The organism is Longimycelium tulufanense, assembly GCF_014645795.1.
GTDB lineage: Bacteria > Actinomycetota > Actinomycetes > Mycobacteriales > Pseudonocardiaceae > Longimycelium > Longimycelium tulufanense.
On sequence record NZ_BMMK01000032.1, the window covers coordinates 20,705 to 35,526 of the forward strand.

General features: G+C 71.2%; 13 protein-coding genes. 7 read left to right on the forward strand and 6 right to left on the reverse strand.

Annotated elements, in window-relative coordinates:
* Positions 1–95: 95 nt before the first annotated feature.
* The 6 genes from IEY55_RS25015 (at position 96) to IEY55_RS25040 (ending at position 7,606) form a co-directional block, all read left to right on the forward strand.
* A complete protein-coding gene (locus tag IEY55_RS25015; protein WP_189060995.1) occupies positions 96–917 on the forward strand; it encodes a MetQ/NlpA family ABC transporter substrate-binding protein in 822 nt (273 codons plus the stop codon).
* 190 nt (positions 918–1,107) lie between these two features.
* On the forward strand, positions 1,108–2,073 hold the full coding sequence (locus tag IEY55_RS25020; protein WP_189060996.1) for a 4-(cytidine 5'-diphospho)-2-C-methyl-D-erythritol kinase: 966 nt from the start codon (positions 1,108–1,110) through the stop codon (positions 2,071–2,073).
* A gap of 117 nt (positions 2,074–2,190) precedes the next feature.
* Complete coding sequence (locus IEY55_RS25025; RefSeq protein WP_189060997.1) at positions 2,191–3,987, forward strand: ABC-F family ATP-binding cassette domain-containing protein; 1,797 nt, start codon at positions 2,191–2,193, stop codon at positions 3,985–3,987.
* A 325-nt stretch (positions 3,988–4,312) separates the two neighbouring features.
* The gene (locus IEY55_RS25030) at positions 4,313–4,969 is read left to right on the forward strand and encodes a cyclase (RefSeq protein ID WP_229686736.1); all 657 of its coding nucleotides are present in this window, start codon (positions 4,313–4,315) and stop codon (positions 4,967–4,969) included.
* A gap of 156 nt (positions 4,970–5,125) precedes the next feature.
* Positions 5,126–6,790: a fatty acyl-AMP ligase gene (locus tag IEY55_RS25035; protein ID WP_189060998.1), complete on the forward strand. Its 1,665-nt coding sequence runs from the start codon at positions 5,126–5,128 to the stop codon at positions 6,788–6,790.
* 81 nt (positions 6,791–6,871) lie between these two features.
* Positions 6,872–7,606, forward strand: coding sequence for a type 1 glutamine amidotransferase domain-containing protein (locus IEY55_RS25040; protein WP_189060999.1), 735 nt, complete (start codon positions 6,872–6,874; stop codon positions 7,604–7,606).
* A 3-nt stretch (positions 7,607–7,609) separates the two neighbouring features.
* On the opposite strand, the gene pth is transcribed toward IEY55_RS25040, so the two are convergent.
* The 3 genes from pth to IEY55_RS25055 all read right to left on the reverse strand — a co-directional run bounded on the left by pth (position 7,610) and on the right by IEY55_RS25055 (position 9,503).
* Positions 7,610–8,188 (reverse strand): aminoacyl-tRNA hydrolase, encoded by a 579-nt coding sequence (gene pth / locus IEY55_RS25045; RefSeq protein WP_189061000.1) that lies wholly within the window; start codon positions 8,186–8,188, stop codon positions 7,610–7,612.
* Positions 8,189–8,272: 84 nt separating this feature from the next.
* Positions 8,273–8,911, reverse strand: coding sequence for a 50S ribosomal protein L25/general stress protein Ctc (locus IEY55_RS25050; protein ID WP_189061001.1), 639 nt, complete (start codon positions 8,909–8,911; stop codon positions 8,273–8,275).
* 196 nt (positions 8,912–9,107) lie between these two features.
* Positions 9,108–9,503: a winged helix-turn-helix transcriptional regulator gene (locus tag IEY55_RS25055; protein WP_189061002.1), complete on the reverse strand. Its 396-nt coding sequence runs from the start codon at positions 9,501–9,503 to the stop codon at positions 9,108–9,110.
* A gap of 79 nt (positions 9,504–9,582) precedes the next feature.
* Between IEY55_RS25055 and IEY55_RS25060 the strand changes: the two genes are divergently transcribed.
* Positions 9,583–10,215, forward strand: a complete 633-nt coding sequence (locus IEY55_RS25060) for an NAD(P)-dependent oxidoreductase (RefSeq protein WP_189061003.1) — start codon at positions 9,583–9,585, stop codon at positions 10,213–10,215.
* Between the two features lie 177 nt (positions 10,216–10,392).
* Here the strand turns inward: IEY55_RS25060 and IEY55_RS25065 are convergent, their stop codons facing one another.
* The 3 genes from IEY55_RS25065 to IEY55_RS25075 all read right to left on the reverse strand — a co-directional run bounded on the left by IEY55_RS25065 (position 10,393) and on the right by IEY55_RS25075 (position 14,711).
* Positions 10,393–11,364 (reverse strand): ribose-phosphate diphosphokinase, encoded by a 972-nt coding sequence (locus IEY55_RS25065; protein ID WP_189061027.1) that lies wholly within the window; start codon positions 11,362–11,364, stop codon positions 10,393–10,395.
* Between the two features lie 17 nt (positions 11,365–11,381).
* Complete coding sequence (glmU, locus tag IEY55_RS25070; protein ID WP_189061004.1) at positions 11,382–12,938, reverse strand: bifunctional UDP-N-acetylglucosamine diphosphorylase/glucosamine-1-phosphate N-acetyltransferase GlmU; 1,557 nt, start codon at positions 12,936–12,938, stop codon at positions 11,382–11,384.
* Positions 12,939–13,022: 84 nt separating this feature from the next.
* Positions 13,023–14,711, reverse strand: coding sequence for a GGDEF domain-containing protein (locus IEY55_RS25075; protein ID WP_189061028.1), 1,689 nt, complete (start codon positions 14,709–14,711; stop codon positions 13,023–13,025).
* Positions 14,712–14,822 lie beyond the last annotated feature (111 nt).

Here is a 14,822-nt window from a genome sequence, read left to right on the forward strand (position 1 = left end):
ATCGCTGCGTGGCGATGCTCGCTTCACCCGTCACCTCGCGTGCTGCTGCATGCACTCCTGTCGCGGCGGCACGCGCCTGAAAGGACTGCCACCCCATGAGATTGCGTGCCCTGACCGCCACCGTGCTCGCCGCCGTCACGGCCCTGAGCCTGTCCTCCTGCGGCAGCTCTGATGCCGCCAGCGACCCCAACGCCCCCATCCGGGTCGGTGTGAGCCCGGTGCCGCACGGCGAGATCCTGCGTTACGTCGCCGACAATCTGGCCCAGGACAAGGGAATCAAGGTCGAGGTCGTCGAGATCAACGACTACGTCACGCCGAACACCGCACTTGCGGACAGGAGCCTGGAGGCCAACTACTTCCAGCACAAGCCCTACCTGGAGAAGTTCGAGGCGGAGAAGGGCGTGCAGCTGTCCTGGGTCGGCCCGGTGCACCTGGAGCCGCTGGCCGCGTTCTCCAAGAAGGTCAAGTCGCTGAAGGACCTCCCCAACGGCGCGAAGGTCGCGGTGCCCAACGACCCCACCAATGAGGCACGCGCACTCACCCTGCTGGCCGGCAACGGCGTGCTGGAGCTCAAGCCGGGCACCGAGAAGACCGCCACCAAGCAGGACGTGGCCGCCAACCCGAAGAACGTCGAGATCGTCGAGCTGGAGGCGGCCCAGGTGCCGCGCAGCCTGGACGATGTCGACGCGGCCGTCATCAACGGCAACTACGCCCTGCAGGCCGACCTCAACCCGACCAAGGACGCGATCGCGATCGAGTCGGCCGAGGGCAACCCCTACGCCAACGGTCTGGTGACCCGGCCGGAGCTGGCCGGTGACGAGCGCATCACGAAGCTGCAGGAACTGCTGACCTCGCCGCAGGTGCGCGAGTACGTCGAGCAGACCTTCAAGGGTTCGGTCATCCCGGCCAAGGGCTGATAGCCCATCCCCCGCCGCGGGTGGCCGGTTTGCGCCTGCCACCCGCGGCAGCAGGCCCGACGCAGGTGCGCCAGACGTGTCCCCGATCACCGTCCGAGCTGGTCACGGCCGGGACCACCGACCCTGGCCTGGGCGGTTGTTGAGCCGGCTAAGTGCGACATCCGTGGGAAGCCGCGTAGTCTCGGCGAACGTGCTCGCCGTCGTCCCCCCGCCGGTCACCGTTCGGGTGCCGGCCAAGGTGAACCTCCATCTCGCGGTCGGTGACGTCCGTCCGGACGGCTACCACGAACTGGTCACCGTCTTCCAGGCGCTCTCGCTGACCGACGAGGTGACCGTTGCCGTGGCCGACGATCCCGGGGTGGAGGTGCGGGGCGAAGGCGCGACCGCCGTCCCCACCGACGCCTCCAACCTCGCCTGGAGGGCCGTCCAGGCGCTCGCCGAGCGCACCGGGCGCGACCCCTACGACCCCAAGGTGCGGGTGGTCATCCGCAAGGGCATCCCGGTGGCCGGCGGCATGGCCGGTGGCAGCGCCGACGCCGCGGCCACCCTGATCGGGCTGTCGGCGCTGTGGAAGCTCGACATGACCCGCGACGAGCTGGCCGAGGTCGGCGCCCGGCTCGGCAGCGACGTCCCGTTCGCCCTCTACGGCGGCACCGCCCTGGGCACCGGCCGCGGCGAGCGCCTGGTGCCCGTGCTCGCCCGGCACAGCTTCCACTGGGTGATCGCGCTGGACCGCCGCGGCCTGTCCACCCCGGACGTCTTCGCCGAGCTCGACCGGCTGCGCTCCGACGGCGACCCGCCCCGGGTGGGCGCGGTCGAGCCCGTTTTGGAGGCGCTGGCCAGCGGCGACCCGCGGCAGCTGGCCCTGCTGCTCGGCAACGACCTGCAGGCCGCGGCCGTGTCGTTGCGGCCCTCGCTGCGCCGCACCCTGCGGGCCGGGGTCACCGCCGGCGCGCTGGCCGGCATGATCTCCGGCTCCGGCCCCACCTGCGTGTTCCTGTGCAGCGACGCCGACGCCGCAGTCCGCGTCGCGGCCGAGCTGTCCGGCGCGGGGGTGTGCCGGACGGTGCGCGTCGCCACCGGACCGGTTCCCGGCGCCAAGGTCGTGGCCAGCGAGGAGCTTCCCCGTCCCACCCCGCCGGAGGTACACGCCTGACGTGCGCGGCGCCCGCCGGCGTGCCCGGCCCGACCCACACCGCGTGGGCCGGCATTGAACACCGGCCGCGCCGGCTGAGAGCGTCGCGAACGGCGTAATGCAGGAGGAACCGTTTCCGTGGCCAACCTGGTCAACCTCGAGTCCGTCAGCAAGAGCTTCGGCATCCGCACCCTGCTCGACGCCGTCTCCCTCGGCGTGAGCAGCGGTGACCGCATCGGCGTCGTCGGCCTCAACGGCCACGGCAAGACCACCCTGCTGGAGGTGCTCGCCGGCGTCGAGCCGCCGGACACCGGCCGGGTGAGTCGTACCCGCGACCTGCGGACGGCCGTGGTCACCCAGCGCTCCGAGCTGCCCGCCGGCGCCACTGTCCGGCAGTGCGTGATCGAGCCGCTGGGCCACAGCGCCGACCACGAGTGGGCCGCCGACCCCCGGGTCCGCTCGGTGCTCGACGGGCTGGGTATCTCCGCGCTCGGGCTGGACACCCCGGTGGGCCCGCTGTCCGGTGGGGAGCGCCGCCGGGTCGCCCTGGCGGCCGCCCTGGTCCGGGAACTGGACCTCGTCGTGCTCGACGAACCCACCAACCACCTCGACGTCGAGGGCGTCCGCTGGCTGGCCGAGCACCTGGTGGCGCGGAAGTGCGCGTTGGTCGTGGTCACCCACGACCGGTGGTTCCTGGACACCGTCTGCACCCGCACCTGGGAGGTTGTCGGCGGCCGCGTCGAACAGTACGAGGGCGGCTACGCCGACTGGGTCTTCGCCCGCGCCGAGCGGACCCGGCTCGCCGAGACGGCGGAGGAGAAGCGCCGCAACCTCGCCCGCAAGGAGCTGGCGTGGCTCCGGCGCGGCGCGCCCGCCCGCACCTCCAAGCCCCGGTTCCGCATCGAGGCCGCCGAGGCGTTGATCTCCGACGTGCCCCCGCCCCGCGACTCGGTGGAGCTGCTGGCCTTCGCCAAGCGTCGGCTCGGCCGCACCGTGCTGGAGCTGGAGGACGTCTCCCTCAGGATCGAGGGCCGCACACTGCTGGACGGGGTGACCTGGCGCATCGGCCCGGGGGACCGGATCGGCCTGGTCGGTGTCAACGGCTCGGGCAAGACGACCCTGCTCGATCTGCTCGCCGGTGTGCGCGAGCCCGACGCCGGCCGGCGGGTGCAGGGCCAGACCGTCCACCTCGCCCACCTCACCCAGGAACTGCACGACCTGCCCGGCGAGCTGCGCGTGCTGGCGGCGATCGAGGAGGTCGCCCGCCGGGTCCAGCTCGGCAAGCACGAGCTGTCCGCCTCCCAGCTGGCCGAACGGTTCGGCTTCCCGCAGGGCCGGCAGTGGACGCCGGTGGCCGACCTGTCCGGGGGTGAGCGCCGCCGCCTGCAGCTCGCCCGGCTGCTGATGGCCGAGCCCAACGTGCTGCTGCTCGACGAGCCCACCAACGACCTCGACATCGACACCCTGCAGCAGCTGGAGGACCTGCTCGACTCCTGGCCCGGCACGCTCGTGGTCGTCTCGCACGACCGGTACCTGGTGGAGCGGATCTGCGACCGCGTCGTCGCGTTGCTCGGCGACGGGCGCATCACGCACCTGCCCGGTGGTATCGAGGAGTACCTGCGGCGGCGCGAGGGCTTCCCGCAGGCCCGGGCCGCGAGCGAGCCCGCCACCGAGGCGGCTGCGGATGTGGTGGAGCGGCCACCTTCCAGCGGACCGTCCGGGGCGGATCTGCGCGCGGCGCAAAAGGAACTCGCCAAGCTGGAACGCCAGCTCGACAAGCTCGGCGGCCGGGAACAGAAGCTGCACGACGAGCTGGCCGCGGCCGCCACCGAGCCGGACCGGCTGCTCGCCCTCGACGCCGAGCTGCGGGAGGTTCTGGCCGAGAAGGAACGCGTCGAACAGCGCTGGATGGAGCTGGCCGAACTCGTCTCCTAACGCCGCGGCACCGTTACCCGCTGTTTTCCGGTGGCCGAACAAACGGGGGTTCGCCGGCGTTCACCAGGGCAGCCGGAAGCCGCATCGGGATGAATGGGGCTCGGATGTCAAGGTTCGATTGTGGTGGAAACAATCGGCCACGTTCGCGGCGTCCGTTCCGCGTCGCCGGCCACGCTCCCGCCGGTCCGCCACCGAATGCGATGAATGAGGGCAATTCATAAAAATGACCCACGTTGCTTTCTTTCGGGTCGGCTCCCTGATTATTCTGCACTCGCCGCCGCCAGCCCGAGATTGCGCACCTCACAGCGTATTGGCGGATTGCGATATGATCAGAACCAGGAAGTTCGCGACTGCCGCAGCGAGTGGCATTGCGGCGTTGACTCTGTTCCCGGCCGCGGCCACGGCCCCGATCGCGGCGGCCGCGCCGCCGGCCCCGGCCGCGGAGACCACCGTCAACTACCAGTGCCGCGGCAGTGCCGTCGGGCAGACCGTGGAGTTCAAGCTCGACCAGGACGCCGACGTCGACGCGCCGGCCACGGTCGCCCCCGAGCAGCAGTTCAACATCGTCATCACACCGAAACCCAACAGGGTGCCGGACAAGATCGAGAACTACACCGTCAAGGAAGTCCGGAACATCAAGCTTCGGGTCCCGGTGCCGGCCAACTCCACCTTCGTCTCTGCCGATCTGTCCGGCGGGGCCGGACTCAACAGCACGCCTTCGGTCTCGCGCGAGGGTGACGACGTCATTGTCTCGCTTCCCGGCCCGCTGCAGGGTGGTGCCGAATTCACCCTGCCCGTCACCCGCGTGACCCTGACCTCCGGCCAACAGGGCGTGATCGAGGGCAAGCTCGGCGGCAGCAGCTTCGACGACCCCGGACTGACCCTCGACGCGGCTGTCCAGGTCGGCCCGTTCACGATCAACGCCCCCGTCTCCTGCTACCCCAACCCCAACCCGGTCCGCACCCGGACGGTCATCCGGTAACGGCCACATATCGCGCGAACGAGTGAACCTCGGTGGTGGTGGGACCCGGCCACGCCGCTGCACGTCGGGCCGGGTTCCGCCACGACAATCGCCTGGCCAGGTTTTTGTGGGCTCGAGCGGCACCCGAGTGCGATCCACCGCCGTACTCTCCGCCCCATGAGCCGGTTCATGGACGTGATGTGCGCCACCGCGAACGGTGCTCGGGGACGCGCGGGCGGCATCACGACGGGGGAGCCCGCGGACCCGGTTCGGCGCACGTGGGCGCAGGTGCACGACGAAGCCCGACGGATGGCCGGTGCGCTGGCCGCCGAGGGCGTGCGCAGGGGGGACGCCGTGGCCGTGCTGGCCGGGGAGGCCGCCCGGATCGCCCCGGCCGCACAGGCCGTGTGGCTCGTCGGCGGCAGCGTCACGATGCTGCACCAGCCCACGCCCCGCACCGACCTGTCGGTCTGGGCGACCGACACGCTCCGCGTCCTGGGCATGATCCAGACCAGGCTGGTGTTGCTGGGTGATCCGTTCACCCCCCTCAAGGACGTGCTCACCGAGCGCGGCGTGCGGTTCCGGGAGCTGTCCGGCCTGGCCGGCCGGCCCCTCGCGGAACCGGCCGCCGTCGCCGAGGACGACACCGCGCTGCTCCAGCTCACCAGCGGCTCCACCGCGGCGCCCAAGGCGGTCCGGATCACCCATGGCAACCTGCTGGCCAACACGAACGCCATGACCGAGGTCGCCGGCCTCGACGTCGAACACGATCTCCTGGTCTCCTGGCTACCGCTGTTCCACGACATGGGCATGGTCGGCTGCCTGACGATCCCAATGGCGCTCGGCCTGGAACTGGTCAAGGTCACCCCGGCCGACTTCCTTGGCCGGCCGCTGCTGTGGATGGAGCTGATCAGCCGTTACCGGGGGACGGTGACCGCCGGCCCGAACTTCTCCTACGCGGTGACCGGCCGGCAGCTGCGGAAGGCGACAGATCTCGACCTCGACCTGTCCACACTGCGCTTCGCGCTCAACGGCGCCGAGCCCATCGACCCCGCGGCGGTCCAGACGTTCGTCGAGGCCGGTTCCCGGTTCGGGCTGCGGCCGGAGTGCGTGGTCTGCGCTTACGGCATGGCCGAGTCCACGCTCGGCGTCGCCTTCGCGCCCCGGGACCGCGGGATGGAGATCGACGTGGTCGACGCCGACGCGTTGGAAGCCCGGCGCCGTGCGGTGCCCGCCGGCGAGGGCGCGGAGTCGCGCAACACCCGCGCCTTCCCGTTGCTCGGCCCACCGTTGCCCGGCCTCGAGGCACGGGTCGTCGACGACTCCGGGCACGTACTCGGCGAACGGGAGGTCGGGATCATCCGGTTGCGCGGGTCGTCGATCACGCCCGGGTACCTCACCGTGGACGGACCGGTCGCGGCCCAGGACGCCGAGGGCTGGCTGGACACCGGTGACGAGGGCTATCTCGTCGACGGCCAGGTCGTGGTCTGCGGGCGCCGCAAGGACGTGATCATCATGGGCGGCCGCAACATCTACCCGACCGACATCGAGCGAGCTGCCTGCGAGGTGGCGGGCGTGCGGGCCGGGAACGCGGTCGCGGTGCGACTGCACGGCACCGGACGACGGGAACGGTTCGCCGTCGCCGTCGAGTCGCGGCTGGCCGGCGACACCGATGCCGAACGCGACCTCCGCAAGCAGGTTGCGGCCCGGGTGCTCGACGCGGTCGGCGTCCGACCCTACAGCGTAATCGTGCTGCCTCCGGCAAGCCTGCCCAAGACCCCCTCGGGGAAGCTGCGCCGCGCCGCCGCACGGGAACACCTCGGCGACTTCATCGACTCGTGACCCAAATCTCGGGAACCGCCAGCCGGTCGTCTTCGACATCTCAGAGAGGATCCAACCCGTCGGAACACCGGGAGCGACCTCGTGCGTGTGTTGATCCCCTTGCCTGACAGGGACTTCGATGTCACCGAGGTTTCCGTGCCGTGGCACGTGCTCACCAGAACCGGTCACGAGGTCGTCTTCGCCACCGAGCGCGGCACGGCGGCCAGCCCTGACCCGTTGCTGGTGTCCGGCCTGAGCGCCCGCCTGCTCGTCGCACCCGAGGTACGCGAGATCCACCGCGAACTGAGCAGGGCGCCCGAGTACACCAAGCCGATCGCCTGGGACGACATCGTTCCGGAACACTACGACGGGCTGCTGCTCCCGGGCGGATTCACGCCGGGCGTTCGCCAGTATGTCGAGGGAACGGTGTTGCGCAGGAAGGTTGCGCAGTACTGGGCGCTGAACCGCCCCGTTGGGGCGATCTGCCACGGCGTGCTCCTGCTCGCCCGAACCATCGATCCCGCCACCGGACGCAGCGTCATCGCGGGCAAACGAACCACCTGCCTGCCGAAGCACATGGAGCGAGGCGGCTACCTCCTCCTCACACCCTGGCGACGCATCCCCCACTTCCAGACCTACCGTGTCTGCGAGCAGGATGAGGTCGCCTCGGTGCTGAACGATCCCGCCCAACTCGCCCTCGGCCCGTTGCTCCCCCGCCGGGGCCAGGCCAGCGACGAGCGTCGAGGCTTCGTCGTCCAGGACGGGAAATACCTGTCAGCGCGGTATCCCGGTGACGCGTACCTGTTCGCTCTCCGGTTCGAACAGATGCTCCGCTAGTCGCTACGACAGCGGGTGGAACTTGTTCTGCGCCACTTCCAGGCCGTCGGTCAGCAGGGACTCCACCGCGTCCGCGCAGCGGTCCAACACGAACGGCAGTTCCTTGCGCTCCACCGAGGAGAAGTCGCGCAGCACGTAGTCCGCCGGGTCCATGCGACCCGGCGGCCGGCCGATACCGACCCGCACCCGGTAGTAGTCACGGGTGCCCACCGACTTCGAGATCGAACGCAGGCCGTTGTGGCCGCCCTCGCCACCGCCCAGCTTGAGCCGGACCGCCCCGAAGTCGATGTCCAGCTCGTCGTGCACCACCACCAGCGACGCCGGCTGGACCTTGTAGAAACGGGCGGTGCCCGCCACCGGGCCGCCCGAGAGGTTCATGAACGCGCGGGGCTTGGCCAGCACGACCCGCCGACCCGCCAGGCGGCCCTCCAGCACCTCGGCGCCACCCTTGTGCGCCTTGAACTTCCCGCCGATCCGGCCCACGAGCTCGTCGAGCACCATGAAACCCACGTTGTGCCGGTTGCCCGCGTAGGCCGGCCCCGGGTTTCCCAGACCGACCACCAACGCCAGTTCCTCAGCCACGGTTCCCGCTCCCGCTCACGCACGAACGGCGCGCCGACCCCGAATACGGGTGGCGCGCCGTCGTGTCGGCCCGACGTCGTGGGCTCACGCCTCGGCGGTGGCGGGCTGCTCCTCGGCAGCCTCCTCCTCCGGGGCCTCGGCCTCGGCAGGCGCCTCGGCGGCCTCCATGTCGGAGGCGGTCGGCGCCGGAACGACGTTGACGACCAGGGCGTCGGCGTCGGTGAACAGCTTGATGCCCTCGGGCAGGGGCAGCTCGGAGACGTGGATCTGGGTGCCGGCCTCGGCACCGTCGATGGACACCTCGACCTGCTCCGGGATGTGCAGGGCCTCGGCCTCCAGCTCGACCTCGGCCAGCTCGTGGGTGACCAGGGTCCCCGGCGCGGCCTCGCCGGTGACGACGACCGGCACGGCGACCTTCACGGTCTCGCCGCGCTGCACCAGCAGCAGGTCGACGTGCTCGATGTAGTTCTTGATCGGGTGCGTGGTGACGGTCTTGGTGAGCGCCAGCTCGCTGCCGCCGTTGCCCAGGTCGAGCTTGAGCACCGCGTTGGTGCCGTGCTCACGGATGACGCGGGCGAACTCCAGGGCGGGCAGCGCCAGGTGCTTGGGATCGGAGCCGTGACCGTAGAGCACCGCGGGGATCTTGCCCGCGCGGCGGGTACGACGGGCGGCACCCTTGCCGAACTCGGTGCGCGGCTCGGCGGCGAGACGGACCTCGGACACGGTGGGGCTCTCCTCAGATGACGTCGGGCGGGTGCTGACGGGTCTTGTCGGCCTCCGGCGGCGGGGGCGAGCGGCGGTGAAGACAGCGCGGCACCAACGCCGCCGCGTCGATCACGCCAGGCGCGAGGCCCACCTCGCCGAGGCAACCCGGAAAGTGTAGGCGGTCGTTTCCCGCCGCGCTAACGGGGGTGCCCTCTCAGTCGCCCGACTGTGCCTCGTCAAACCGCTTCCGTGCTTCCAGCACCTCGGCGACGTGACGTTCGGCCCACCGTCCGATCGCGGCGATCGGGCGTCGCAGCGAGTCGCCGAGCGGGGTCAGCTCGTACTCGACCCGGGGCGGGACCTCGGCGTAGACCGTGCGCTTCACCAGGCCGTCGCGCTCCATCGCCCGCAGCGTCTGCGTGAGCACCTTCGGGGCGATGCCGCCCACGCCCTGGCGCAGCTCGGTGAACCGGCGCGGGCTGCGCTCGGCGAGCAGCAGGACCACGAGCGCCGTCCACCGGTCGCCGATGCGGTCCAGGACCACGCGGGTGGGGCAGTCCGGGTTGTACAGGTCGGGCTCGTAGGCCGCCGTGAGCTGGTTGATAACCACCAGGTACCTATAGCACTTTGAAGTACCTGATCACCAGTGGTTACCGTGGCTTCATCTGCGGAAACGTGGGGAGGAAACGATGCGGATCGTGCTGTTCGGGGCCACCGGCCGGATCGGGAGCCGGGTGCTGGCGGAGGCGGTGCGGCGGGGCCACGAGGTCACTGCTGTGGCGCGCGACACCGGCGGGCTGGTCGAGCGTGCGGGGGTGACCGTGCGGGGCGGCAGTGTCTACGACAAGGACTTCGTCGCGGAGGTTGTCTCCGGTGCGGATCTGGTGATCGGCGCCATCTCCACGCGGCGCTCGCCCGAGGGCACCCTGGTCGACGCTGTTCGGCTGCTCCTCGATGTGACTCGCACCGCCGGGGTTCGGGTGCTGTTCGTCGGGGGCGCCGGCAGCCTCGAGGTTGCGGCCGGCCGGCAGCTCGTCGACGCCCCGGACTTCCCGGGGGCGTACAAGCCGGAGGCCCTGGCCCACCGTGACGCCCTGGAGGTGTTGCGCGGCGAGGGTGGGGAAGTCGACTGGAGCTACCTGTCGCCGGCAGCCGAGATCGCGCCGGGCGCGCGTACGGGGAAGTTCCACCTGGGCGGGGACGAGCTGCTGGTGGATGACAAGGGCGAGTCCCGGATCTCGATGGAGGACTACGCGGTCGCCCTGCTCGACGAGGCCGAGCGCCCCGCCCACACCCGTCAGCGCTTCACGGTGGCGTACTGAGCGGTCCGGTCGACCGGATTCGTGCGGCACGCCCCGCTACCGGTCCCGGGGATCACTGGATTGTCTTCAGGATCGGGCGGGGGGTCGTCATGCACACCGGTCGGCGCGGAGAGTCTCCAGACAGGGTGAGGCCCCTTGCCTGTGTGGGCGCAGGCAAGGGGCCTCGAAACCTTCTCCTCAGGCGTTGCCGTCGAAGAGGCTGGTGACGGAGCCGTCCTCGAAGACCTGCTGAATGGCCGTCGCCAGCAGCTGCGCTATCGGCAGCACCGTCAGCTGCTCGAACCGCTTCTCCTGTGGGATCGGCAACGTGTCGGTGAAGATCACCTCACGTGCCCCGCACTCCGCCAGCTTCGTGCTCGCGTCCCGGGACAGCACACCGTGGGTCGCCGCGATGATGACGTCCTTGGCGCCCTCGTCCAGCAGCTGCTGGGCCGCCTTGGCGATGGTGCCCCCGGTGTCCACCATGTCGTCGATCACGACACACGTGCGGCCCTTGACCTCACCGACCACCCGGTTGGCCACGACCTCGTTCGGCCGCAACGGGTCCCGCGTCTTGTGGATGAACGCGATCGGATAGCCGCCGAGGGTGTCGGCCCACTTCTCGGCCAGCTTCGTCCGGCCCGCGTCCGGCGACACCACCGTGATCTCGGAATCGCCGTACTTCTCCTTGACGTAGCCGGCCAGCAGCGGCATGGCCCACAGGTGGTCCACCGGGCCGTCGAAGAAACCCTGGATCTGCGCGGTGTGCAGGTCCACGGTCATGATCCGGTCCGCACCCGCGGTCTTGAACAGGTCGGCCACCAGCCGCGCCGAGATCGGCTCCCGTCCGCGGTGCTTCTTGTCCTGCCGCGCGTAGGGGTAGAACGGCATGATCACGGTGATCCGCTTGGCACTGGCCCGCTTCAGCGCGTCCACCATGATCAGCTGCTCCATCAGCCACTGGTTGATGGGTGAGCAGTGGCTCTGGATGACGAACGCGTCACAGCCCCGGACCGACTCCTCGAACCGCACGAAGATCTCGCCGTTGGCGAAGTCGTAGGCCGCCTGCGGCGTGATCGTCACGTCGAGGTGCTTGGCGACCTGCTCGGCCAGCTCCGGATGCGCGCGACCGGAAAAGAGCATGAGGCTCTTCTTCGGTGTCGAGGACATGGCGGTGACGCCCATGCTCATTCTCCCTCCCCGTGGGTTTCCCCGGAATCGCGTGCGGCCGCACCGGTGGCGTCGAAGTCGGCCAGCGCGCGCCGCGCGGCCTCGTCGGCCGCGGTCCCCGCCCGACGCCGGGCCACCCAGCCCTCCACGTTGCGCTGCCGCGCGCGGGCGACCGCCATCGCACCGGGCGGAACATCCTGGGTGATCACGGAGCCGGCAGCGGTGTAGGCACCGTCCCCGACGGTTACCGGCGCCACGAACATGTTGTCCGAGCCGGTACGGCAATGCGAACCGATGACGGTGCGGTGCTTCTGTACGCCGTCGTAGTTGACGAACACCGTCGCGGCACCGATGTTGCTGTGCTCGCCGATTGTGGCATCCCCGACGTAGCTGAGGTGCGGGACCTTGCTGCCCTCACCGATCTCGGAGTTCTTCACCTCGACGAACGCGCCGATCTTGCCCCTGACCCCGAGCCTGGTGCCCGGGCGCAGGTAGGCGAACGGCCCCACGTTCGCGTTCTCGCCGATCTCGGCGTCGGTGCCGTGCGTGCGCACCACGGATGCCCCGGCGTGCACCACGCAGCCGTACAACGTCGTGTCCGGGCCGATCACGGCCCCCTGGTCGACCCGGGTGCCGGCGCGCAGCTGCACGCCCGGCTCAAGCACCACGTCCCGGGCCAGCTCGACGTCGGCGTCCACCCACACCGACGCCGGGTCGATCACCGTGACCCCCGCCCGCATCCAGCGATCCAGCAGCCGCCGGTTCAGCTCACCGCCCACGCGCGCGAGCTGCACACGGTCGTTGATTCCCTCGACGAGCCACGGGTCGCCGCACACCAGCGCGCCCACCCGGCGGCCGTCGCCGCGGGCGATGCCCAGCACGTCGGTCAGATAGAGCTCGCCCTGCACGTTGTCGGTCGAGATCCGTCCCAGGGCATCCCGCAGCACCGCCGCGTCGAACACGTAGACCCCGGAGTTGATCTCGCGGATCTCCCGCTGTTCGTCGGTGGCGTCCTTGTGCTCGACGATGGCGGCAACCGCGCCGCCCTCCTCCCGCACGATCCGGCCGTAGCCGTTGGGATCCGCGAGGACCGTGGTCAGCACGGTCACGGCGTTGCCGGCGTTGTCGTGCTCGGCGAGCAACGCGCGCAGCGTGTCCGCGTCCAGCAGCGGCACGTCGCCGTAGGTCACGACCACGGTGCCGGCGAGGTCCCCGGGGAGCACGTCCAGGGCGCAGCCCACGGCGTGACCGGTGCCCTTCTGCTCCTCCTGTACCGCCGGGCGCACCTCGCGGTGCAGCGCTTGGGCCACCTGCTCCAGGTGTTCGGCCACCGCATCCCGGCCGTGCCCCAGCACCACCACGAGATGGTCGGGCTCGATGCCGTCGGCCGCGCGGACGGCGTGCTCGACGAGCGGGCGACCGGCGATCGGATGGAGCACCTTCGGGACGGCCGACCGCATCCGCGTGCCCTCGCCGGCGGCGAGGACCACAGCGGTGAGCGGGCCGGCGGGCTGGGGGTCGGTCTGGTTCGGCTCGTGCGCCGCGCGGGCTGGGCTGGTCCCGCCCTGGAGCATCAGCTCTCCCTCGATCCGTCTTCGCTGGTGGGCGCCGCCAGGCGGTTACCCGGGAGGCGGCATCACCGCTCCGGACCTACGATCCTACGGGCCTTCCGGCGGTACCCAGGTAGGGGCGTGACCCGCCTCGTCCAGCAACGGCTCGCCACCGGCCACGACCTGGCTCCCGCCGCGCCGTTTGGCCTGGTACATGGCGGTGTCGGCGCGGGCGAGCACCTGGGCGGAGGTGTCGGCGGCGCCGACCGCGACCACCCCGACCGACAACGTCACGCCATGGGAGAAGTCCACCGGCAGCCGGGCCACGGCGTCGACCGCGCGTTGCAGCGCGGCCTCGGCCGCCGACAGCGGGGCGCCGGGCAACAACACCACGAACTCGTCGCCGCCGTAGCGGGCCACCAGGTCGTCCAGCCGCAGCGCGTCCCGCAGCGTGCTGGCGACCACGCGGAGCACGTCGTCGCCCTCGGCGTGCGAGCAGCGGTCGTTGACGCCCTTGAACCCGTCGAGGTCGATCAGGGCGACCGACAGCGGCACCTCGTGGGCATCGTCGATCAACGTCTCCAACCGCTCGTCCAGGGCGCGGCGGTTGGGCAGCCCGGTGAGCGGGTCCTGCAGCGCTTGGGCGGCGATGGCGCCGGCCCGGCGGCTGAGCCGCTCGTGATCCAGTCGGGTCATCAGGGTCGCGATGCGGGCCTGTCGCAGCGCCCACAGCTCGTACTCCAGCTCGTGGGCGTACTGCTCCAGGGCGCTCATGGTGACCTCGCCGCCCTCGGGGCCGGACAACCGGGCGAACTCGCGCACCAGGGACAGCCGCAGCGCCGGCTCGGAGGCGTCGTCGGCGAGTTGTTTGCGGGTCAGGGCCAGCACCTGTAGCGCCTGCTGGGGCCGGTTCTCCAGCTCCAGGCAACGGGCGAGTGCGATGGCCACCACGATCATCTCGCGTGGGAAGAACGAGGAGTCGAGCAGCTCCTGGAGCACGTCGATGTGCTTGGGCTCGGGGCTGGCCAGGGCATGGGCCGCACCGAGCACGGGCACCTGCGCGACCGCCGGCTGGTGTGCGCTGCGCGGGAACAGCGACTCCCGCCACGGACCCTCCACGGCCACCGCGATCGCCGAGGCGGTGCCGAACCGGTCGCGCGCGTCGTCCTCCTTGCCGACCCGCTCCAGCCGCAGCCCCCAGCCCAGCAGCAACCGCACCCGATTGATCAGGTGCACGGCGATCTCGTGCGGCCCGCCGCTGTCCCGGATGTACTGGTGTGCCCGGGCGAGCACCCCGTCGGCGATCTCGTGCACCCCGAGCTGGGTGAGCACCAGGCCGATGTCCACCAGCGCGTTGGCCATCAGCCGTTCCCACGTCCGTTGGCCGAGCAGCACGTCGGGTGCCAGGTCCTCGTCCAGCATCGCCAGCGCGGTGGCGATCGAGGAGAGGGCGACGTCCTCGCAGCCGGCCAGCAGCGCCCGCCGGCCGCGCAACGCGTAGGCGTCGGCCTCCAGCACCACCAGGCCGTGCCGGCGGGTGTGGTTGAGCAGCTCGTCCAGGATCGGGTCGACGGTGTGTGCGCGGGCCGCGCTGACCAGCCGGACCACGGCCACGGCACGGAGGGTCTGGGCGACCATGCGCGGCTCGCCGCGGCGCTGCGCCTCGGCGAGCAGCTCGTCGATCTCGGCGGCCGCCGCCTCCTGGGCGGCGGCGTCGCTGCGCTGCGCGACGGCGATCAGTTCGCGGGCACGGCCGACCAGCCACGCGTCGGACACCTCGGCGAGCGGGGGTACCACGGTGCCGGGCGCCTCCGGTGGAGGGGCGGTGTCGGCGAGGTCGCCGGCGGGGTCTCGGTGCAGCGACGAACACCCCCTGCTTGGCAAGCCGGTTGCGGCCACCCCGGTCGG